The organism is Roseobacter ponti (assembly GCF_012932215.1).
GTDB classification, from domain to species: domain Bacteria; phylum Pseudomonadota; class Alphaproteobacteria; order Rhodobacterales; family Rhodobacteraceae; genus Roseobacter; species Roseobacter ponti.
On the sequence record NZ_CP048788.1, the window covers coordinates 809,133 to 831,253 of the forward strand.

Here is a 22,121-nt window from a genome sequence, read left to right on the forward strand (position 1 = left end):
TGTCAGTGCGGCACTTTTCCCACCGGTCCGTGATCAAGGCGCCAGATGTGCCCTGCTGCGCCGGGCGGGTAAACCTTTGTGACCAGCGGGTCGTGCCCGGGCACAATAAGATCGGGCGATGAGGCCAGTGCTTTCAGCCGGTCAAACCCGTCCAGCATATTCTGCAGATCCACTACGATCGGGAAAGGTTTCCGGCTGAAGACGTTCTCATAATAATGCGCGGCATCCGAGGCCAGCACCAGCCAGCCGGCACTGGTACGTACGCGTACCGCCTGCAGCCCGCGGCTGTGTCCGCCGATGCAGTGTACCGACACCCCGTCGCGGATTTCCGCGTCGCCGTCGTAGAACGTGACTTTACCGGAGTAAAGCCGTGTCACCGCCTCACATATATGGCCTGCGGTATAAGGCATGCTAAGGGTATCGTGACACATGCACGGACCGGTGGCATAGGCCATTTCGGCCGCCTGCAGATGCAGTCGCGCATTAGGAAAGAGATGCAACCCGCCCGCGTGATCATAATGCAGATGCGTGACGATAAGCTCGGTGACATCTTCGGGGCGGATGCCCAGAGGTGCCAGCGCCGCTCCGGGTTCGGTGCGGATCGGGCGGTCGCGTGCCCTGGCCTCGGCTGTGTCATACCCTGTATCCACGAGGATCACTTCGCCGTCGCGTCGCAGGACCCACATGAAATAATCCATCGCGTGGGGGGCATCGTGGTTATCGTCAAAAATGAAACTGTCGCGCCGGGTCCGGCTGTTCCGGTCGGCGTATTTGACCGCATGGACTTCCCAGAGGCTCATTGATGCACACTCTCATATGTCAGGACGGATTTGTCGGCGATCATCGTATCGGTCTTTGCTGTGAAGGTCGTGAAATGCGCAGTGCCGAGATGTGCGGTGAATGCGTCCTCACCGGTGTAGAGTTCATATAGAAAGACTTCGTCGGGGCGCGCGGGGTCGGTTGCGATATCGAACTGTCGGCAGCCCGGTTCATCGCGCCGCGATGTCTGCGCATTGTCCTGCATCAGGGGCAGAAATTCCTGCATGCATCCGGGTTTCAGGGTGAAGGTGACAACGACTGCAAACATGACAGACCTTTATTATGCGCCCGGTGCATGTGCGGGCATCGCGCGTGTAAGCAGACCATATGATCCGCTCAATTCCAATTCAGTTCCTTATTGCATTTTTTAATGCATACATTAAAGAGGCATTATTCGTCGTGATCTTGGCCGGCGAAGCAGGAGAAGAAGCGCAGATGAAAGACAGTTTTGAAATTGCCGTTTTTAACGGTGACGGGATCGGCCCTGAAATCACCCGGCCGACGGTCGATATTCTGACGCGGCTGGCAAAGGCCGGCGGATACGGTCTGCGGTTCAAAGACGTGCCTGCAGGAGCCGCGCATTACGCTCAGACCGGCGAGTCACTGCCCGAAGCGTCAATGGCTGCTGCGCGGGCGGCGGATGCGATTTTGCTGTCAGCGATGGGGCTGCCCTCTGTGCGTTATCCCGACGGCACCGAAATCTCACCGCAGATTGATCTGCGCAAGGCGCTTACGCTCTTTGCCGGAGTGCGCCCGGTGCGGATTTTTCCGGGACAGAAAACGCCGCTGAACCTGCCGGAGGGCAAAGAGGTGGACTTTGTGCTGATCCGCGAAAGCACCGAAGGTCTTTTCCACACCCAGGGTCGCGGCGAGGTCAGCGAAAACGAGGCGCGTGAAACGCTGCTGATTACGCGTGACATATCCGAAAAACTGTTCCGCTTTGCCTTTGGTCTGGCGCGTGAAAGGAAAGACGCCGGCCGTGGCCCGGGGCGGGTGACCTGCGTGGACAAAGCCAATGTTTTCCGGGCCTTTGCCTTCTTCCGCGCGCTCTTTGATGCAGAGGCGGCGAACCACCCTGACCTGGCGTCGGATCACGCCTATGTGGATGCGACGGCGCTCTGGTTTGTGCTGAAACCCTGGGATTTTGACGTGCTGGTCACTGAAAACATGTTTGGTGACATCCTGTCCGATCTCGGCGCGGGTCTTATGGGCGGGCTCGGCGTGGCACCTTCCGCTGATATCGGGGCTGATCATGCGGTCTTTCAGCCCTGTCACGGGTCCGCTCCTGATATCGCAGGTCAGGGGCGCGCCAACCCCATGGCAATGATCCTGTCAGCAGCGATGATGCTGGACTGGCTCGGGCTCAGGCACGACAACCGGTCGCTTGTCGCAGACGGGACGCGGTTACGTGAAGCGGTCGAGGCCGTCATCCGGCGGGGTGAGGTGCTGACGTCCGATCTGGGCGGTACCGCCGGCACTGAAGAGGCCGCATCGGCTGTTTTGCAGGAGCTTGGACTGTGACTGCCGGACACGTGCGCGTGGCCTGCCTCGGAGCGGGATATTTCAGCCAGTTTCACTATGACGCCTGGGCGCGCATCGACGGGGTGCAGCTGGTGGGCGCTGCGGACCGCAATACAGAAGCGGCGAGAGCCACCGGCCTGCCTGCCTTTGCGTCCCTTGAAGAGATGCTGGACGCAACCAGCCCCGACCTGCTGGACATAATCCTGCCGCCCGTTGCCCACGCCGGTGCTGTGCGCACAGCACTCAGGGCCGGCGTCCGGAGCATCATCTCGCAAAAGCCGTTCTGCCGAGATCTGGCCGAGGCAGAAACCGTTACCGCCGAGGCCGAAGCTGCCGGGGCTTTGCTGGTGGTGCACGAGAATTTCCGCTTCATGCCGTGGTACCGGGTGATCCGTGACGAGATCGCCGCCGGGCGCATCGGCATACCGTTGCAGGCCACATTCCGGCTCAGACCCGGTGACGGGCAGGGGCCTGAGGCCTATCTCGACCGGCAGCCCTATTTTCAGGAAATGCCCCAGTTTCTGGTCCATGAAACCGGCGTACACTGGATTGATACCTTTCGTTTTCTCTTCGGAGACCCCTGCGCGGTCTATGCCGATCTGCGCAGGATCAATCCTGTCATTGCGGGCGAGGATGCGGGCTTTGTTCTCTTTGATCACCCGAACGGGGTGCGCGCGGTCTTTGATGGCAACCGGCTGGCTGATCACGCCGCCGACAACCTGCGCCGTACGATGGGTGAGGGGCTTTTCGAAGGTACCGATGGAACGCTTGCCCTGCATGGAGACGGCAGCGTGACCTTCCGCGCCTTCGGCGCGACCGGTGAACTGACGATCTCGCCTGCCGATCCCTGGGACGGATTTGGCGGTGATTGTGTGCGGTTTCTGCAGCAGCACGTCATTGATGCGCTGTGCAGCGACACGACCCCGGAAAACACAGCGCGGGATTATCTCACGGTCCTGCGTGTGCGTGACGCGATTTACCGCTCAGCTGAAACCAGGGGAAAGATCGCGCTGTGATATCTGGCCCCTCCGGAGATTTTCGCGAAAAATCCAACAGCTATCGGGCGGTGGGCGAGTTGCGGCGCCTGATTTTTTCCGGGGAACTTGCACCCGGATCTGATCATCTTGAAACCGAACTGGCCGACCGTCTGGGCATGTCGCGCACCCCTGTCCGCGAAGCGGCACTGATGCTCGAAGGGCAGGGCCTCGTGGAAGTGCGCCCGCGCCGCGGTATCCGCATCCTGCCGGTCTCTGTCAGCGATATGCGCGAGATCTATGATATCCTGACGGAGCTTGAAGCGCTTGCGGCCCGGGATGCCGCGGCACGCGGATATGGCGCGGAAGATCTGCGCGGGCTGGAAAAAAGCATCCGCGATATGGCGCGGGCACTAGAGGCAGAGGACCGCGAGGCCTGGGCCGCCGCCGACGATGAGTTTCATTGCGAGCTTGTCCGCCTGGGCGGCAACCGCCGTATCGGAGCCATCCAGGCGATGATGGCCGACCAGGTGCGCCGCGCCCGGGCGATGACGCTCTATATCCGGCCGGTGCCGGTCAAATCGCGCGACGATCACGAAGCCGTTCTGGCGGCGATCCGCGCCGGCGACGCCGAAACAGCCGGCCGCATTCATCACGCGCATCGCACCCATGCGCGCGACATGCTGATCGGTCTGTTGCGCCGGCACCATCTGCATCAGCTTTAGGCACACACGCCTGTTTGCGGGGCTGTCGTTTGCAACAGAGACATGACAGGATGCCGTGACAACCGCAAAAAGAGACATCCCGTTGATGAGTGCCGAGACCCGCCTGCGTGAAACGATATGTCTGCTGGCAAAGTCGATGTTTGATCGGGGACTGACCGGTGGGAGCACCGGCAATATCTCTGCGCGCACAGAAGATGGTGGCCTGCTGGTCTCGCCTACGGGTACCAGTTTCGGTCGTCTCGATCCGGCACGTCTCAGCCGTTTTGATGCGCAGGGCAGGCTGACAGATGGCGATCCGCCGACCAAAGAGATGCCGCTGCACAGCGCCTTTTACGATACCCGCAGCAGCGCGGGCGCTGTGGTGCATCTGCATGCCTGTCATTCGGTGGCCTGGTCGATGATGCCCGGTCTGGATGCGGATAATTTCCTGCCGCCGCTCACCCCTTATGCGATCATGAAGCTGGGAAAGGTGAAACTGCTGCCGTTTTATATGCCGGGCGATCCGGCGATGGGCGAGGCGGTGCGCGGGCTGGCCGGCAGGCGTTCGGCGGTGATGCTGGCCAATCACGGACCGGTGGTCGCGGGCAAAGATGCCGAGGCCGCCTGCAATGCCATCGAAGAGCTTGAGGATACAGCGCGGCTGGCAGTCCTGATGCGCGGATACGATGCGCAGATGCTGACGCCCGAGCAGGTGAACAATCTGGTGACGCGCTTTGATGTGGAATGGGATACATGACGAAGTTTTCTGCGAACCTGGGCTTTCTGTGGAATGACCTGCCTTTACCTGATGCGATCCGGGCGGCAGGTGCTGCGGGTTTCGACGCTGTGGAATGTCACTGGCCCTATGCGTTCGATGCTGCCGGTGTTGCGGAGTCACTCGGGGAAACCGGCCTGCAGATGCTGGGGATCAACACGGTGCGCGGCGATGTGGCGGCGGGTGAAAACGGGCTGTCTGCGCTGCCGGGGCGTGAGGAGGAAGCGCGGGCGGCGATTGATCAGGCGGTGGCCTATGGAGCAGCGATTGATGCAGGTGCGATCCATGTCATGGCCGGTTTCGCGACCGGGCCCGAGGCGGAAGCGGTGTTTGTCAAAGCGCTTGAATACGCCTGCGCTGCGGCTGAGCCGCATGGCATCACTATTCTGATTGAACCGCTGAACCCCTATGATGCGCCCGGGTATTTTCTGGCGTCCACAGGCCAGGCACGCTCTTTGATCCGGAAAATAGGTGCCCCAAATCTGAAGCTGATGTTTGACTGCTATCATATCCAGCTGATTGAGGGCGATCTGAGCCACCGGCTGAGCAGCCTGTTGCCGCTGATCGGTCATGTGCAGTTCGCTTCGGTCCCTGACCGGGGAACGCCGGATCGCGGAGAGGTGAATTATCATCATATCTTTGAGCATCTGGCGGCTCTGGGATACGACGCGCCCCTGGGCGCCGAGTATAAATCAACCGCGCCCACCGACAGCACGCTTGGCTGGATGAAGCGTTTCGCAGGCTGAGCGCTGCTCAGACCACCACAGTTCCGGTCAGATTGCGCAGGGTGCGTACGGCACTCATGGCCGTAAGTGCTGAGGTGCGGGGGTTTGCGGCCAGCGGCCTGCCGCCTGTGGTAAAGGAAAAATCGAGCAGCGGACCACGCGCTGCGATTTCATGGGTGTTGCCGTTTGCTCCGGGGTCAGCCACCAGCGATACTTTCGTGTCGTCAAATCCCCTCCCGGCCAGCGCCACCGTCGCCACGACATTTGCATTCTTCGGGTACTGTCGCGCAGCCTCGCGCGCGGTGCCGGAAAACAGCACGGTGGGTTCGGTAATACCTGCCAGATCAAACTGATCTTCGGCGGGTGATCCGGCCCAGGCCATGGGCGGTTTACGTCCGGTATAGGTAACCATCGTCAGATTTTCCGGGCCCGCTGCTGCGATTGCGTCTGTGCCGCCGATCGCGCCGGGCAGGATGACGAGTTGGGCGCCGCTGCCAGCTGCGGCCCTGCGCAGTGCCTCATGCAGTTCGTCGTCGGCGAGCACCCCGACCGAAACAATACCAAGCGATATACCGCGCGCGAGAATTTCGGCGCCATAGGCGCGCACCGCCTCGTGCCCCGCACATTCCAGCACAAACCGGGTGTCCGTGTGCAGCGCGTCCACAGAGCTGATCACCCCGACATCATCACCGGTCGCCTGCCGAATTGCCGCGCAACGGGTCTCGCGGACAAGCACCTGGCGGATCAGAGCCTGCGCGTCCGTACGCAGCCCGGTGTGTACTGCGCGCGCGATTGCGCCATAGCCGATCAGAGCGATTCTCATCGCGGTTCCTTTCTGTGGATCACCCAGAGAATATACCCGGCGGGCGGGTACCTGAAACCTGACACCGGGAACTGCGATTTGCGAGCACCTTTTTCCTGTGCGCCCCGGTCTCTGTTCTCGCCCTAAGGGCCGAAGAACCGAACCTCGCGCAGCGCGATATCAGCGCGGAACGAACGGCCGACAGCCAGTATTCCGATGCGCCTGATTTCTGCGGGGTGGAACGGCGCATCCGTCCTGTGAGGCTCGAAAGCATCAAATCCGATGCGCAGGGTCTGCCATTCCGGCGTCGCAGTGAAGATCGTGCGAAAAGACTGCCATGGCCGGTTCAGCCGGTCGGTGCGCAGGCGGATCTCATATTCCTCGTCGTTGCCCCGGACACTGAGCTCAATGCCCCGGATGTCCTGTCCGGTAACCGCGGCGCGGTCTATGTCCGTGGCCATCTGAAGAAATCCGCCATTGTTGTCGAGCGAGACATCGCCGGTAAGCCGGGCAACCTCGATGCCGTCCTCAACACTGCGCGTCAGCGCGCCGCGCGAGACACCGCCCATCACGCCATCGGTGACAAGTTCCCACTCAGAGGCGGGGAGAATAGCTTCGTGCTGTGCCGTTGTCATGCTTTCACTGCTCCGGTGATTGTGCGCCTCGGGTCATGTGTTACCGGAGCGTGGTTGCGAATCCACGCAATAAAGGGTCGCCGCTTTATTCAGTATCTGCGCCTTAAGATGGGCCGCCGGGTCAGGATTCCCACCGGGGAGGGCCGGAATACGTGCTCTGGCTGCCTTAATTTTGGGCAACCAACGGGGAATGGCTGCTCAAAGAGGCAGTGTCACGGTTAATCAGGGGTTAGCCAGCGAGAGTTCCGCGACCCGGCCCCGCGACAGAGTCAGAGTGTTTCGTGCCTGAAAGGGCTGAATGTCACGCGAAGGGCGATCCTGGCAGATACTTCCCCTCGCGCGACGGCAACATCACTGCTGCGGGTCGTATCTACATTCTTTGAACCTCTGGCGAAAGCATAAGCTTAAACGTCATGCGGACCGCAAATAACCGGGGACCACTGAAATGGCTCAAAAACTGAAAACAACTTCCTGTGCTGCTGCGGCACTTTTTGCCTCTGCGGCGATTGCCGGCGCTGAATGCGCAGATCCCGTAAAAGTCGGAGTTCTGCATTCGCTGTCGGGTACCATGGCGATCTCTGAAACAACTCTCAAAGACACGATGCTGATGCTGATCGAAAAGCAGAACGCAGCCGGTGGCGTGCTGGACTGTCAGATCGAGGCCGTGGTTGTCGATCCTGCGTCCGACTGGCCGCTTTTTGCTGAAAAAGCCCGCGAACTGCTGACTGTACATGAGGTCGATGTCATCTTTGGCAACTGGACGTCCGTGTCGCGCAAATCTGTGCTGCCGGTCATCGAAGAACTGAACGGTCTGCTCTTTTACCCGGTTCAGTATGAGGGCGAGGAAAGCTCCAAAAACGTCTTTTATACTGGCGCGGCACCCAACCAGCAGGCGATCCCTGCCGTTGATTACTTCCTCGAGGAGCTTGGTGTCGAAAAATTTGCGCTGCTCGGTACTGACTACGTGTACCCGCGCACCACGAACAATATCCTTGAGCAGTATCTTCAGGACAACGGCATCGCCTCGGACGATATCTTTGTGAACTACACGCCTTTCGGTCATTCCGACTGGGCCACGATCGTGGCAGATGTTGTGGCTCTGGGCGAGGACGGCAAGCAGGTTGGCGTGATCTCCACGATCAACGGCGATGCGAATATCGGCTTTTACAAAGAACTGGCAGCCGCCGGCGTGTCGGCAGATGACATTCCCGTCGTCGCGTTCTCGGTGGGTGAAGAAGAGCTTTCCGGTCTCGACACGTCGAACCTTGTGGGCCACCTCGCCGCCTGGAACTATTTCCAGTCCGCCGAAACGGATGCAAATGCAGAATTTATTGATGCATGGAAAGAGTTTGCCGGTGCTGATCGTGTGACCAACGATCCGATGGAAGCCCATTACATCGGCTTTAACATGTGGGTAAACGCGGTTGAGGCCGCAGGATCCACGGAGGTCGATGCTGTGCGCGACGCGATGTACGGTCAGGAATTTCCGAACCTGACCGGCGGAACAGCGGTGATGCTGCCGAACCACCACCTGGCCAAGCCGGTGCTGATCGGCGAAATCACGGCTGATGGTCAGTTCGATATCATCAGCAAGACCTCTGAGGTCGATGGTGACGCCTGGACGGACTTCCTGCCGGAATCCGCCAAGCTGACCTCTGACTGGAAAGAACTTGGATGCGGTATGTACAACACCGAGACCAAGACCTGCGTCCAGCTGACATCCAACTACTGATGCTCTCCCCGGGGGCGCGGTGCTCAGGCGCTGCGCCCTCACTTTGAATACCTGAATACTGAAAGTTCACTATGCGCCGCCTTTGCTTAGCGCTTCTTGTCTTTTTGTGGCCGTTCGTACCACATCAGGCCGCAGCGCAGGACCTTCAGACCCTGCTGCAGCAGAATGCAGACGAAATTACCAGCCCGTCGCGCCGCTCTGTCGGTGAGGTACTCGAAGTGCTTGCAGCCTCTGGTGTGGAGGGCCTGCCGGTGTTTCTGGAACGTTGGTCGGATAAGGGCGTCTGGAAAGACCCCGAGGGTCTCTTTTTCTTTGGTGAGGCGCAGGGCGACACGCTTCAGCTCACCGACATAGATACCGGTGCCGTCTCCGCGGCTGAGAAAGACGGCTTTACACAGCTCAAACCCAACGGCGGCGTGCGCCGTGTTATCGGCACAACCCTCGTGCAGTTCCAGCTGAGTGATCCTGATCCCGACCGGCGACGTTCTGCTGTGGAAGCCATCGGGCGCAGCCCGTCCGCAGAACAGCTGGAACCGCTGCAGGCATCGATTGAAAATGACCCTGACCCGGTGATCCGTGCCCGAAAAGAACAGCTCGCCGTTTTCCTCTCGGCACAGTTTTCCGACAGCACGGATGAACGCATTGCTGCGATCGAAAGCCTGTCTTCTGATACGTCTGTCGAGGCGCGCTCGGTGCTTAACCGGATTCTGAGCACCCGATCCTTCATCACGGCAGGCGAGCCGGAAGGAAACGTGGCTATGATAAAGGACGCCTCTGAGGATCCCGAAGTGTTTTACGCACGCCTTGTCGAAGAAGGTCTGGCGCAGGCGCGTGTCTCGGCCGACGACATCCGCGCCGCACTTGAGGGGAACATCAGTGACGGCCGGGTGGGAACCGTGCCCGTGGCTCAACTCGGCACCGATGCCGCGCGGGAACGTGCCTATACCGAGCTGGCCGATGCCGGAACAGTACCGCCTTTCGTGACGACTGCCGCGCGGGATGCAGCGCTCGCCGCGCACAGGTTTTATGACCGGTACGCCGAAACAGACAGCCAGGTTACCGATGCCGCCCGCGCCGCACTGACCTCCGTGGAACAGCGCGTGGCCGTCGCGCAGACCGCCGATCTGGCACTCGATGCGCTGTCGCTGGCCTCGATTTACTTTCTCGCGGCCATCGGGCTCGCGATCACCTTCGGCGTGATGGGCGTGATCAACATGGCCCACGGCGAGTTTATCATGATGGGGGCCTATACCGGCTACGTCGTGCAGCTTTTCATCCAGGATTATACGATCTCGATCCTTGTGGCGCTGCCGCTGGCCTTTGCGCTCACTTTCGGGGCGGGCGTCACCATGGAGCGGCTGGTGATCCGGCATCTCTATCACCGCCCGCTTGAAACCCTGCTCGCCACCTTCGGGATATCCATCGCGCTGCAGCAGCTGGCCAAAAATATCTTCGGTACACAGGCGCGACCGCTGACCTCTCCCGGCTGGCTGGATGGTGCCTGGATCATCTCCGACGTGATCCAGATCAGCTATATCCGCATCGCGATCTTCGTGCTGGCGCTGGTCTTTCTGGCGCTGATCCTCTTCGTGCTGAAAAAGACGCGCCTGGGTCTTGAGGTGCGCGCAGTAACGCAGAACCCCGGCATGGCCGCCTCAATGGGCATCAACCCCGAGCGGATTAATATGCTGACCTTTGGCTTTGGATCCGGCATCGCGGGCATCGCCGGTGTGGCCATCGGACTTTACGCCAAGGTCACCTCCGAAATGGGTGCCGACTATATCGTGCAGAGCTTCATGACCGTCGTGGTGGGCGGCGTGGGCAATGTCTGGGGCACGCTTGCGGGTGCGTCGCTCATCGGCTTCCTGCAGAAGGGCATTGAGTGGTTCAACCCGGCCAATACGCTGGCGGCCCAAACCTATATGATCCTTTTCATCATTCTCTTCATTCAGTTCAGGCCACGCGGCATTGTCGCACTAAAAGGCCGGGCGGCGGCGGACTGACCACATGCGCAAATCCTTCATTGCTGAAAACCCTTCCGTTCTGTGGTTCCTGCTGGCCCTCTCGGGTTTCACCCTTGGCGTGGTGGTGCTGTCCGAGGCCGGCGGCGTCGCCGTGATATCGACATCCTTTGTCAAAACGCTGGGCAAGACGCTGTGCCTGTGCCTGATCGCGGTGGCGATGGACGTGGTCTGGGGCTACTGCGGCATCCTCAGCCTCGGCCATTTCGCCTTTTTCGGGATCGGTGGCTATGCCATCGGGATGTGGCTGATGTATGCACGCACCGAAGCCATTGTGCTCGAAAGCCTCGCGTCACAGGTTATCCCGCCGACACCGCAGGAAATCTCGGATGCCATCGGAAATCAGATTTTCGGCGTAGTGGGCAGCTCTGAGTTCCCGATGATCTGGGCCTTTGCCGACAGCCTCTTTCTGCAGCTTGCGATGGTGGTTGTGGTGCCCGGCCTGCTGGCGCTGGTCTTTGGCTGGCTTGCTTTCCGGAGCCGAGTCACGGGTGTCTATCTGTCGATCCTCACCCAGGCGATGACCCTGGCGCTTGCCCTTTATCTCTTTCAGAACGACAGCGGTTTGCGCGGCAACAACGGTCTCTCGGGTCTGCAGAACATCCCCGGTTATGAGAGCACGCCACAGGCCACGATCTCGATCGTTTTCTTTCTGGCCTCGGCTTTCGCCCTCGGAACGGGGTACGTGTTCTTTGCCTGGCTCGTGTCGGGTAAAATGGGCAGCGTGGTCAAAGGCATTCGCGATAACGAGGCGCGCGTCCGGTTCCTTGGCTACAACGTCGAGAGCTACAAACTGCTGATTTTCACCGTCACGGCAATCATTTCCGGCATCGCGGGCGCGCTCTATTACCCGCAGGCCGGGATCATCAACCCCGGCGAGATCGCGCCCATCGCCTCGATTTACCTCGCGGTCTGGGTGGCGATCGGCGGCCGCGGGCGGCTTTATGGTGCGGTGATCGGGGCCGCGGTGGTCTCGCTGTTGTCGAGCTGGTTCACCGGGGGCGGTGCGCCCGACATCAATCTGGGGTTCTACACCATTCAGTGGACGGACTGGTGGCTGGTGCTGCTGGGGCTGTCTTTTGTCGCGGTCACGCTCTTTTTCCCCAAAGGCATCGGCGGACTTTTTGATTACCTGGTGAGGAAGCAGCAATGACAACACTGCTCGAGGTTTCCGGCGTCTCCGTCACCTTCGACGGGTTCCGCGCGATCAACAACCTGTCGGTACAGTTCGCCGAGGCAGAGCTGCGCGCCATCATCGGGCCGAATGGCGCGGGTAAGACGACCTTCATGGATATCGTGACCGGCAAGACCAGACCCGACGAAGGGAGGGTGATCTGGGGCGAACGGAATATCTCTCTGCTCGGTCTTTCAGAAAGCCAGATCGCACAGGAGGGTATCGGGCGCAAGTTTCAGAAACCCACTGTGTTCGAGGATCAGACAGTGCGCCGGAACCTTGCAATGGCCCTGAAAAATCCGCGTGGGCCTTTCGCTGTGATCCTGCATCGCAAGACTGCGCAGAACGCCGCGCGCATCGAGGAAATCGCAGAAGAAACCGGACTGTCGGATCAGCTTACACGCACCGCCGGGGAGCTCAGTCACGGGCAGAAGCAGTGGCTTGAGATTGGCATGCTGCTGGCCCAGGATCCGCGCCTGCTGCTTGTCGATGAGCCGGCAGCGGGCATGACAGTCGAGGAGCGTGAGAAGACCACCGATATTCTCAAACGCGCGGCCGAAACGCGCGCCGTGGTTGTGGTGGAGCATGATATGGAGTTTGTGCGGCGGTTGAACTGCAAGGTGACGGTTCTGCACGAAGGATCGGTTCTGGCCGAAGGCAGCCTTGATCATGTGACCAGCGACAAGACGGTGATCGACGTCTATCTCGGGCGCTCCGATGCTTGAGGCAAAGGATCTTTCGCTGAAATACGGGCAGAGCCAGATCCTGCATGAGGTGTCGCTGACGGCCGGGCAGGGTGAGGTCACCGCCGTAATGGGCATGAACGGGGTGGGCAAAACCAGCCTGCTCAAAGCCATCTCCGGCCGGCACGGGTATTTTGTCGGTGAAATCCGGGTGGGGGGGCAGGTGCTGAACCATCCGACCGCCTTTGAGGCGGCGCGCGCGGGTGTGGCCTATGTACCGCAGGGGCGCGAGGTTTTCCCGATGATGAGCGTCATGGAAAACCTCGAGACCGGCTTTGCCTGCCTGCCTCGCGAGGCGCATGGCGTGCCGGACGAGATTTTTGAGCTCTTCCCGGTGCTGCGCGAGATGGCAGGGCGGCGCGGGGGCGACCTGTCCGGCGGCCAGCAACAGCAGCTTGCGATAGCGCGCGCTCTGATCACCCGACCGAAAGTGCTTTTGTTAGATGAGCCCACAGAAGGCATCCAGCCCAATATTATCCAGCAGATCGGGCATACGATCCGGCACCTGCGCGACAAGGGTGAGATGGCGATTGTGCTGGTGGAGCAGAACGCGGATTTCGCCTGGCGCTTTGCCGACCGGTTCGTGCACATCCGCCGCGGCCATGTAACCCGGTCGGTTGAAAAGACCGCCTATTCAAATGCGGGGCTGCTGGAGGATCTGGCGCTTTAGGCGGCCATCAGGATCGGCACTGCGCCCAGTCCAGACCGAACTTTTCAAGATATTTACGCAGTCTGTCCGCATCGTTGCGGCTCTTTTTTGCAGCACGCGAGGCCGCGAAAAGCGTGCGCCCCGCGGCACTGAGGCTGGCGCTCTGACGGCAGGTGCGGATGACTGTGGCAAGCTGAACCCGGTCAAAGGCGTCAATGTCCTGCGCCTGCGCACCCAGATGATCGGTCAGCAACTGCATATCCGGGTCGGCACCTGCAACAGCCCATGTGGTTTTCAGGGTCACGATTTCCTCATCGACCATCCGGGTGGTGATCCGCCCGCGCGGCGCAAGAGTACAAAGCCGTTGCACTGAAGCGCCGAGATCGCGGAAATTTCCCGGCCAGAGTGTGCCGGGATCGGTCGCAAAGCGAAGATATCGCGCATGGGCATCGGCGTTGAAAGATATGCGGGTGCCCAGCAGCTTCTCCACCCGGTCAAGCTCATGCACGATGTTGGGTTCGATATCTTCGGGCCGGTCGTGTAGCGCCGGCAGGCGGAAAGTCCAGAGGTTCAGACGTGCAAAAAGGTCGGCGCGGAACCGGCCCGCAGCCACGCTTTCTGCCAGGTCCTGACCTGATCCCGCAATCAGGTGGAAACGGCTGGTCACCTCGTAGTCAGAGCCCAGCGGGAGATATTTTCCGGTTTCGACAGCGTGCAGGATCATCGCCTGTTCATCGAGACCAAGTTCGTCGATTTCATCAAGGAAAAGCACTCCGCCATCGGCTTCCTGCAAGAGCCCCCGCCTGTCAGAAACTCCGCCCGCACCCGCCTGTCGCCGATGCCCGAAGAGCGTGGACATGGCGCGTTCCCCGCGCAGGGTCGAGCAGTTGACGTGCACCAGACGCCCCTTGATGCGACGGCGTTGCAGCTTGAGCTCGTAGAGCCGGGCCGCCAGATCCGATTTCCCGGTGCCTGTCGGGCCCATCAGCAGCAAAGGCGCGTCGGAACCGGAGGTCACCACTTCCATGCGGTCAATCATGGCGTTGAACGCCTCGTTGCGTGTCTCGACGCCGCCTTTCAGGAGTGTGCTGTATTCCCGCGAGACCGTGTCAAAACGCTGCTGCAGAAGGTTGTAGCGCGACAGATCCAGATCGACGATCTGATAGGATCCGGGTCCCGGGTCTTCGCCACGCGGCGGTCCGGTCTGCACCAGCCTCGCCGGAACGTGCCGCGCCTCGGTCAGCAGGAACCAGCAGATCTGTGCCACATGGGTGCCGGTGGTCAGGTGCACATGATAGTCTTCGCGTTCTTCATCAAAGCCGTAGCCGCGCGCGAAATCGAACATCGCGCCGTAAACTTCCTCAAAATCCCAGGGGTCGCGCACATTGATAAGCTGCAGCAGGACTTCGGTGCCGGGGCTGGCCGCGTTTATGTCGGATTTTACTTTTTCGGCCAGCCCCTGCCACCGGCGGCTGTAGATCAGCTCCAGCCGGTCGATCGGAAAATCCGGGTGCTGGCAGATCTGCACAGAGGGTCTCCACCGACGTCTTTTTCCTGCGTCGAGATTCGTCCCGAGAAAGCCAAGCACCACGTTTTTCTTCATGTACGAGAAAATCAGATAAAAATATATAAAAGTAAATAAGAAAAACTGTATCTTTATTGGAAACACTTCTGATTTTCTCATGATTCCAAGTACCTGGGCGATTTTTCTTTTTTCTGTGCCGGGGGGCTCAGCGCAGGCAGAAAGGCTGCACCAGAAGAGAAGGAAGAGAGAAATGGCAAACAAATCCGTGTTTGCATCGATCAAAGGCCGGTTGCTGCCCGCAGCTGATACGCTCAACGCTGCGGGAGCGCCGGCCTATACGCTGACCGATGCACATGCCCTGGCGCAGGTCGCAATGACCGGTACCTTCGGCGAAACATTCTATCAGGATCCGATGCAGGAGCTGAGCCGCACGCTTGCGCTTGCAAACCGGGTGGATGCATCCTTCCTCGCGAAAACCGCCATTTATGTCCGCAAAAACGGGCATATGAAGGATATGCCGGCGTTTCTGCTGGCAGCTCTGGCGGGGCGTGATCCGGTGCTCTTCTGCGCGGCCTTCGGCCGTGTCGTGGACAATGGCAGGATGCTGCGAACCTTCGTGCAGATCATGCGGTCGGGTCAGACGGGGCGAAAATCGCTCGGCTCTGCGCCGAAGCGGATGGTATCTGTTTGGCTCAATGAGGCGTCCGACCGGGCGCTTTTGCAGGCGAACGTCGGCAACGACCCCTCGCTGGCGGATGTCATTAAGATGGTGCACCCGAAACCGGCATCACCGGCGCGTGAAGCGCTTTTTGCCTGGATTATCGGAAAGCCGTGTGACGTCGCTCTTCTGCCGTCTCAGCTGCAGGATTACCTGTGGTTCAAAGAGACCGGCAGGGGGGCCGTGCCGGATGTGCCGTTTCAGATGCTGACGCAACTGCCTCTGACCCCGAAACACTGGGGACAGATCGCAAAAAACGCGTCCTGGCAGATGACCCGGATGAACCTGAACACGTTTCAGCGTCACGGGGTTCTGGAGATGCGCAACATACGGCGTCTTGTGGCCGCACGGCTGCGGGATCCTGCACTGATCGCAAAGGCACGGGTTTTCCCGTACCAGCTGATGACAGCGTATCAGGCCCTGTCGCCGGAGATCCCTGAGGAGATCCGAGAGGCACTGCACGATGCGATGGAGCTGTCAGTTGCCAATGTGCCGGTGCTGCCGGGGCAGGTGGTTATCTGCCCGGATGTCTCCGGGTCGATGTCGGGCGCTGTGACTGGTTACCGTAAAGGGGCCACCACAGCGACGCGGTTTGTAGATGTCGCGGCCCTTGTGGCTGCTGCGATCCTGCGCCGGAATCCGTCCGCCACTGTGCTGCCTTTTGAGCTGACGGTGCGTGATACGCGTCTTGAGCCGCGGGACACGATCCTGACGAACGCTGCACGCCTGGCGGATGAGTGGGGCGGCGGGACGAACTGTGCCGCACCGCTCGACTGGCTGCTGGAACGCGGGCGCAACCCTGATCTGGTGATCATGGTCTCTGATAATCAGTCCTGGGCTCATGCTCAGGCCGGTAACCGGGGCACTTTGATGATGCAGAGATGGGAGGTGCTGAAGCGGCGCAATGCAAATGCCCGGCTCGTGTGCATCGATATCGCCCCTTACGGGACGACGCAGGCGCCGGAGCGTGAGGACGTGCTGAACATCGGCGGGTTTTCGGACACGGTCTTTGACCAGATCGCGGCATTTGCTGCGGGAACACTCGGGGCGGCCCACTGGGTCGGCCGGATCAATGAGACAGAACTGTAAGAAAGGAAAAACGACCCCGGCGAATGCCGATGGAACTACAGCTTCAAATGCCCGGGATGCAGGTAGAAATCCTGCCACCGCATCAGCGGTGTGGCTCAAAAGACAGAGCACGGAAGTTTCATCGACCCTTTGTCGCCGGGGTCTGAACAAGGATCCGGCGAATGCTGGTGGAACTACATTGTTAATATTGGTGTCGCGGGTTCGAATCCTGCCGTGGGCTGTGCTTCCTGTTGCAGTCTGCGTAGCTCAGTCAGGCAGAGCACAGATGTTTCACCGTTCCCTTGTCGCCGGAACCCACGGTGGAAGGTAGCTCAACCGGCAGAGCACTGGTTTTTGGTATCAGGGGCTGCAGGTTCGAACTCTGCCCTTCCAGCCAGACACAAAGAAAGGAAAACATCCGGGGGAATGCCCGTGGGATTACATCGTTTGAACCGGTCGCCGAAAGGCATCTCACGACTGACTTGTCCCCCGGACCCGGGGCCTGAAATGCCCGCTAGGATTACAGGGTACACGCCCTCCCTGTCACGGGGAGGGGCATCCCGAACGGGGTGCCATGCCGGTTCGAATCCGGTCCGGCGCATGCCGGTGGCGAAAAATCATCCTGGCACCGCCTTGTTCGGGCCCTGTTTTTAAACTGAAGGTAAAGATTATGACTGAAACACAGATTACATCCGATACACTGAAATCCTGGGGGCACCTGCCCGGCAGGGCCTTTGGGCAGGCGCTGGAAATGGCGCAGGCTGCCGCGGCGGCAGGCGATGACCTGAGCGCGATCCGGGATCGGATTGAGGTGCTGAAACCCGCCCCTGTCACGCCGTTGCAAAACGCGGGCGATGTGCCGTTTCATTTCAACATTGAGGCGTCGGACGACCCTGACGAGGTGAAAAACCTCGGCCAGGTGCGCGAGACGATGATGGCGGTGATGCGCACGCCGACCGTGGTGTCGGCGGCCGTGATGCCGGACGCCTGTCCGGCAGGGCCGGTGGGTACGATCCCTGTGGGCGGTGTGGTGGCGGCGCGTAACGCGATCCATCCGGGCATGCATTCGGCCGACATCTGCTGTTCGGTGATGATGACCGATATGGGCAATGCCGATCCGAAAGCGGTGCTGGATGCTGCTGAACAGATCACGCATTTCGGTCCCGGCGGGCGGGCGAACGGGCGGCGTTATACGCTGTCGCAAAAGCTGATGGATGCGTTTCGGGAGAACCCGTTTCTGAACAACCCGAAAATCCTGCGCATGGCGGTGGAACATCTGGGCACCCAGGGTGACGGCAACCATTTTCTGTTTGTCGGGCGGTCGCGCGCGACCGGTCGGACGGCGATGATTACCCACCACGGCTCACGCGGGCCGGGGGCGGTGCTCTATAAGCTGGGAATGCAGGTGGCCGAGCGGTTCCGCAGAGAACTCTCGCCCGACACGCTGAAGCAAAATGCCTGGATTCCGGCGGATACTCAGGAGGGCCGTGACTACTGGGCGGCACTGCAGCTCATCCGCAAGTGGACCAAAGCCAACCACAACGCGCTGCATCAGGCGACGGTGGAGGGTGCAAAGGCGCAGCCAGGAGAGCGGTTCTGGAATGAGCACAACTTCGTCTTCCGCCGCGATGACCTGTATTTTCACGGCAAGGGGGCAACCCCCGCCTGGGGTGATTACGCTCAGGATGCGACGGGGCTGACGCTGATTCCGCTCAATATGTCTGAGCCGGTTCTTGTCGTGCGTGGCAAGGATGCCGATCACGGGTTGGGGTTCTCGCCGCATGGCGCGGGGCGCAACTTCTCGCGCTCCGAGCACAAGCGGCGCATGGGCGATGTCACAGCGCAGCAGGCGCTGGAGGCGGAGACCGCAGGGCTTGATATCCGCTTTCCCGCAGGCGGTATCGATGCCTCGGAGCTGCCTTCGTCTTATAAAGACGCGGCGTCGGTGGTGGCGCAGATCGACAAATTCGGTCTGGCGGATATCGAGGATTACATCGACCCTTACGGGTGTATGATGGCCGGCGATATCCCGCCTTTCTGGATGGAGCGCAAGAAAAGGCGCCGCAGATAAACGAAGGCCCGCATCTTTCTGGTGCGGGCTCTTTTACGGTCTCAGAGCAGGGCCAGATACCGCAGGGCGGCCATGCCGGGCAGAAAGAAATACTCACCCCCGGCCATCTGCACAAAGGTCTGCACTTCAATGCGCCGGCGCAGCGGGTCTTCGGGCAGTGTCATCCAGCCATCGGGGCCGACCAGCGGATCAACCTCTTCAAAAAGCGTATGGAAATCCGAATTCAGGAGCCAGGTCTGCTGCACGAATTCGAACTGCCGCGCGATATCGGTGTTCAGGCACATAAAGAGCAGGCCGCGGTCCGCGCCATCGTCTTTGCCGGGATCTTTAAGGTTGCTGCCGTATTTACGCGCGCGGCGCAAAATCCGGTGATTGTTCGCTGCGGAAAGCAGTGTGTCTTTCATACTCTCTTCCGGTGCCAGAGAGTCGCGTGGGTTGGCGCGGCGCACGTGGCTGCCCAGCGGACAGCCGAACCCGTGTCTGTCCTTGTCGAAAAACAGAAATTCGTTGTCCGGCAGGTCGTTCCTGCCTGCAGGGGCAGCGCCCCCGGGGCGCAGCAGGTGGCCCTCTTTGTCGCGGCCCACAACGCGGGCTGCAATCCAGTCGGCAGTGATATGGGTGGCGTCCGGGTCTTTGCTCTGAATGATTTCGGAGGCTTTGTTCATCGCATTCCAGAAAGCAGCAACATCCTGATGCAGCTCACGCACCACCAGATAACTGCCGTTCCGGCCGAAATCATAAAACCCACGTGCCTCGGCATGTGGCCTGAGCCCTGCGCGTTCCGGTCTGCCGCCATCTTCGGCGTCGGGTTCACCGGGAACAACCGGGCCGGGCGGGTGCTCCTGATGGCCGTTGCTGTACCCGAGCAGGAACTCGCCCAGTGGCACGCCGTGCACCGGATCAGGCTCCGTCACCGGCCCGCCGCCGCGTTCAACCGCACCATCGGCGTCATAGGGCAGCGGTTGCGATAACCCGTCGGCAAAGCCGAAATGCTCGCGGCTGATGCCGGAGCTTTCCACATCCAGCAGCAGGGGCAACTGGTGCACAATCTTTACACCGTGCGGTTCAAGTGCCGCGCGCGCCTCTTCCACCAGAGCATCGGCATCAGCCTCGGTATGCGCATAAAGCAGGATCAGCGCATGTACGGTAAGATCCGTGGCGATGTGCGAGGACACTTTCTCAGGCCCTACGCTGTAGGCCTCAGGCGCATCAATCGTCTCGGGGGCGGCGACATTGCCGCTCCAGCGCGGACCGCCCTTAATCACGGTATCCAGCCATTTGTCTTTGCGCCGGTCACCCAGTCTGCGCAGCCGGTCCTCCTGAAACATACCTTCACGAAAAGCGGGTGCGAAAGATGCCAGTGTGGCCTCCGAAAGCCCGATCCGTTCGAGCCCTGAAGCGGTAAAGGCAATCGCGGCGGCGCGATCCAGGAGTTTGCCACGCCCGGTGCGCGCAGCTTCGGTAACAGGAATTTTTTCGTTCAGCGCTGAAACCCAGGCCCCTCCGGCGTCAAGGGGCAGTGCAACGAAAAGAGAGCGCCCGGTTTCGAGACGGCCAAATCCGCTGACCACCAGCGCCTGGGTGTCGGCAGCAACAGGCGCACTGAGTTTCCAGTTCGGGGATGGGTTTTGCATCACAGATCCCTCATCCAGGTGCGGATGTCGCCCGGCGTCATCTCACTTTTACGCAGTCCTGTGGCGACCCGGTGGTTGCGCTCAACCTGATCGACCGACAGTCCGGGATAGGCGCTGTACCAGAAACGGCTCACACTGCGCGAGGCCAGCGCCCAGTTTTTAAAGCGGCGCCCGTGGCTGGCGCCGTCAAAAATCAGATAGCGTGTTGGCGGAAAGCCCACGCCGCACCCCCAGGCCAGGGTCAGCCCCACATGTGCCTTCTCGATGAAATCATCGAGATATGAGCCCCAGCTCTGGTCAAAATTACTCACAAAAAGCAGCTGGCTGTTGTTGTTAAGAAAGGCCCAGTGGGCGAAATGCACCGTTCGCATGCTGCCCAGATACCCGGTGGTCGCTTTGACCCGCAGCAAAAGCCCGAGACCGCGATGCCCTGTACGCACGATCAGCGTGCGCAGGACACCCGGGCGCACATTGACGATGGAGCCCATATGGTTCTGCGAAATCCAGTCTTCGCGCCGGGCCATCTGAGCGACCATATCGGCATCCACCGGTGGCGCGTCCTGCGAGGTATCCCGGCGTTCCAGATAGCGCAGCCACAGAATCGTCGCCGGCACTGTAAAGAGCATGCCAAGCTGTCCCAGCAGCACGGTGCGTACCACCGGCCAGTTCCAGTCATCAAAACCGCCCTCCGCAAGGCCCAGTCCGGCGAGCAGCCCGACAAAGCACAGCGCGAGAATGATCAGGATCACCAGCGGCGGGACGACGATCAGCAGGATCAGAGGCAGGTTGCGCAGCACGAAACGCGCAAGGCTGAAGCCCGTGGTGACTTCGGTGCCGGGGAGCGGATCAAACTTTCTGACAATGCCAAAAGCGAGAACCGCAAAGAGCACGATCACCAGAGTGACGAAAATCTGCGGGTCGAGCCAGGCGGCAATCAGGATGCCCGGGGCGGAAAAGACTGCGATGACAAAGGTCACAAAGAGGAGCAGGCGGATGATATCGCCGATGCGCTGTGCCATCGGCACCCGGGCGGGCGCCGGTTCGTCAAGCCAGGGATGATCGGGCAGCATTGCGTCGCGCAGCCTGCGATGCACCTCCTGCAGGCTCGCGTTGCGATAGGGGGTCGGCCCCTGGTTGTCGGGATTGTCGAGTTCGGCCCGCAGCGCCCGGAAAAGGCGGGCATCGTTGAGGATACGGTCGCGCGCGAGACCGCGGTTGCCGTGATGAAAAACGCTGGGAGCGCCTGCGCGGGCTTCGAGATAGCGGGTCGCGGGCACAGAGGAGCCTTCGGCTGTGACTTTGTGATACAGCGGGCCGTCTTCATCGAGCGGTGCCTTGCAGCACCGGATGATCTCGCGCAGGGCCTCGCCCATAAGCGCGTCGGCCTGTTTCCAGAAATCGGCGGGCTCCCCGTCGAAGTTTGCTTCAAGGATAAGGGTCGGATCATAGCTGGAATTCGTGAACACGCTGATCGACATGAAGTGCAGACACGGGATACCCTCTCTGAGCCGCGCAAAGTTGTCGACCGTTCCGCCGGACGGGTGGTCCTCACGGTCTTTGAGGTCTTCGATAAGTGACGCGACACGGGCTGCACTTTCGGGGCGCACTTCGAGTGCGACGGAGAGTGTGACCTGTTTCATGTCAGGCTGATCTGCTGCACGGCGCCGGCATAAAAACCGGGGAAACAGGCAGCATGGTGACCGGATTGCATGGCAATATCCTTCCGGCGGGTTGCGTGGAATACCTTAATACACGCTATCAGAGTACCCCTTTCTGTAAAAAAATCAAACCTGCCGGCGACCCGGGCCTGAAACATGGGCCTTCAGGACTC

General features: G+C 60.5%; 19 protein-coding genes and 2 tRNA genes. 14 read left to right on the plus strand and 7 right to left on the minus strand.

The window, feature by feature from the left end:
- Window positions 1-2 precede the first annotated feature (2 nt).
- On the minus strand, window positions 3-800 hold the full coding sequence (locus tag G3256_RS03955; RefSeq protein ID WP_169639592.1) for an N-acyl homoserine lactonase family protein: 798 nt from the start codon (window positions 798-800) through the stop codon (window positions 3-5).
- Window positions 797-1,087 carry a putative quinol monooxygenase gene (locus G3256_RS03960; RefSeq protein WP_169639593.1) on the minus strand — a complete coding sequence of 97 codons (291 nt, stop codon included), beginning with the start codon at window positions 1,085-1,087 and terminating at the stop codon, window positions 797-799. The genes G3256_RS03955 and G3256_RS03960 overlap by 4 nt, the downstream gene beginning before the upstream one ends.
- A 167-nt stretch (window positions 1,088-1,254) precedes the next feature.
- On the opposite strand from G3256_RS03960, the gene G3256_RS03965 reads away from it, so the two are divergent.
- The 5 genes from G3256_RS03965 to G3256_RS03985 all read left to right on the plus strand — a co-directional run bounded on the left by G3256_RS03965 (window position 1,255) and on the right by G3256_RS03985 (window position 5,539).
- A complete protein-coding gene (locus G3256_RS03965; protein WP_169639594.1) occupies window positions 1,255-2,340 on the plus strand; it encodes an isocitrate/isopropylmalate dehydrogenase family protein in 1,086 nt (361 codons plus the stop codon).
- On the plus strand, window positions 2,337-3,356 hold the full coding sequence (locus G3256_RS03970; RefSeq protein WP_169639595.1) for a Gfo/Idh/MocA family protein: 1,020 nt from the start codon (window positions 2,337-2,339) through the stop codon (window positions 3,354-3,356). Before G3256_RS03965 ends, G3256_RS03970 begins: the two co-directional genes overlap by 4 nt.
- Entirely contained in the window at window positions 3,353-4,039 is a 687-nt protein-coding gene (locus G3256_RS03975; RefSeq protein ID WP_246227766.1) for a GntR family transcriptional regulator, read from the plus strand. The genes G3256_RS03970 and G3256_RS03975 overlap by 4 nt, the downstream gene beginning before the upstream one ends.
- Before the next feature lie 85 nt (window positions 4,040-4,124).
- Entirely contained in the window at window positions 4,125-4,775 is a 651-nt protein-coding gene (otnC, locus tag G3256_RS03980) for a 3-oxo-tetronate 4-phosphate decarboxylase (RefSeq protein WP_169639596.1), read from the plus strand.
- Window positions 4,772-5,539: a hydroxypyruvate isomerase family protein gene (locus G3256_RS03985; protein ID WP_169639597.1), complete on the plus strand. Its 768-nt coding sequence runs from the start codon at window positions 4,772-4,774 to the stop codon at window positions 5,537-5,539. The genes otnC and G3256_RS03985 overlap by 4 nt, the downstream gene beginning before the upstream one ends.
- A gap of 7 nt (window positions 5,540-5,546) precedes the next feature.
- On the opposite strand, the gene G3256_RS03990 is transcribed toward G3256_RS03985, so the two are convergent.
- Window positions 5,547-6,341: an aspartate dehydrogenase gene (locus tag G3256_RS03990; RefSeq protein WP_206040790.1), complete on the minus strand. Its 795-nt coding sequence runs from the start codon at window positions 6,339-6,341 to the stop codon at window positions 5,547-5,549.
- Between the two features lie 122 nt (window positions 6,342-6,463).
- Window positions 6,464-6,955 carry a CIA30 family protein gene (locus tag G3256_RS03995; protein WP_169639598.1) on the minus strand — a complete coding sequence of 164 codons (492 nt, stop codon included), beginning with the start codon at window positions 6,953-6,955 and terminating at the stop codon, window positions 6,464-6,466.
- A gap of 445 nt (window positions 6,956-7,400) precedes the next feature.
- On the opposite strand from G3256_RS03995, the gene urtA reads away from it, so the two are divergent.
- The 5 genes from urtA (at window position 7,401) to urtE (ending at window position 13,295) form a co-directional block, all read left to right on the plus strand.
- Window positions 7,401-8,687 carry an urea ABC transporter substrate-binding protein gene (gene urtA / locus G3256_RS04000; RefSeq protein WP_169639599.1) on the plus strand — a complete coding sequence of 429 codons (1,287 nt, stop codon included), beginning with the start codon at window positions 7,401-7,403 and terminating at the stop codon, window positions 8,685-8,687.
- 71 nt (window positions 8,688-8,758) lie between these two features.
- The gene (urtB, locus tag G3256_RS04005; RefSeq protein ID WP_169639600.1) at window positions 8,759-10,690 is read left to right on the plus strand and encodes an urea ABC transporter permease subunit UrtB; all 1,932 of its coding nucleotides are present in this window, start codon (window positions 8,759-8,761) and stop codon (window positions 10,688-10,690) included.
- 4 nt (window positions 10,691-10,694) lie between these two features.
- A complete protein-coding gene (urtC, locus tag G3256_RS04010; RefSeq protein ID WP_169639601.1) occupies window positions 10,695-11,861 on the plus strand; it encodes an urea ABC transporter permease subunit UrtC in 1,167 nt (388 codons plus the stop codon).
- Window positions 11,858-12,607, plus strand: coding sequence for an urea ABC transporter ATP-binding protein UrtD (gene urtD, locus G3256_RS04015; RefSeq protein ID WP_169639602.1), 750 nt, complete (start codon window positions 11,858-11,860; stop codon window positions 12,605-12,607). Before urtC ends, urtD begins: the two co-directional genes overlap by 4 nt.
- Window positions 12,600-13,295, plus strand: a complete 696-nt coding sequence (urtE, locus tag G3256_RS04020; RefSeq protein WP_169639603.1) for an urea ABC transporter ATP-binding subunit UrtE — start codon at window positions 12,600-12,602, stop codon at window positions 13,293-13,295. Before urtD ends, urtE begins: the two co-directional genes overlap by 8 nt.
- A gap of 7 nt (window positions 13,296-13,302) precedes the next feature.
- On the opposite strand, the gene rtcR is transcribed toward urtE, so the two are convergent.
- Window positions 13,303-14,877 carry an RNA repair transcriptional activator RtcR gene (rtcR, locus tag G3256_RS04025; protein WP_169639604.1) on the minus strand — a complete coding sequence of 525 codons (1,575 nt, stop codon included), beginning with the start codon at window positions 14,875-14,877 and terminating at the stop codon, window positions 13,303-13,305.
- A 172-nt stretch (window positions 14,878-15,049) separates the two neighbouring features.
- Between rtcR and G3256_RS04030 the strand changes: the two genes are divergently transcribed.
- From G3256_RS04030 to G3256_RS04045, 4 genes are all read left to right on the plus strand, one after another.
- Window positions 15,050-16,606, plus strand: coding sequence for an RNA-binding protein (locus G3256_RS04030; protein WP_169639605.1), 1,557 nt, complete (start codon window positions 15,050-15,052; stop codon window positions 16,604-16,606).
- A gap of 157 nt (window positions 16,607-16,763) precedes the next feature.
- Window positions 16,764-16,826, plus strand: a tRNA-Ser gene (locus tag G3256_RS04035).
- 80 nt (window positions 16,827-16,906) lie between these two features.
- Window positions 16,907-16,982 (plus strand) — tRNA-Gln (locus G3256_RS04040).
- Window positions 16,983-17,255: 273 nt separating this feature from the next.
- Window positions 17,256-18,656, plus strand: a complete 1,401-nt coding sequence (locus tag G3256_RS04045; protein WP_169639606.1) for an RtcB family protein — start codon at window positions 17,256-17,258, stop codon at window positions 18,654-18,656.
- A gap of 41 nt (window positions 18,657-18,697) precedes the next feature.
- Here G3256_RS04045 and G3256_RS04050 read toward each other — a convergent pair whose 3' ends face one another.
- Together G3256_RS04050 and G3256_RS04055 are read right to left on the minus strand one after the other, a co-directional pair.
- Window positions 18,698-20,290, minus strand: coding sequence for a Dyp-type peroxidase (locus tag G3256_RS04050; protein WP_169639607.1), 1,593 nt, complete (start codon window positions 20,288-20,290; stop codon window positions 18,698-18,700).
- On the minus strand, window positions 20,290-21,930 hold the full coding sequence (locus G3256_RS04055) for a hypothetical protein (RefSeq protein WP_169639608.1): 1,641 nt from the start codon (window positions 21,928-21,930) through the stop codon (window positions 20,290-20,292). The genes G3256_RS04050 and G3256_RS04055 overlap by 1 nt, the downstream gene beginning before the upstream one ends.
- Between the last annotated feature and the right edge of the window lie 191 nt (window positions 21,931-22,121).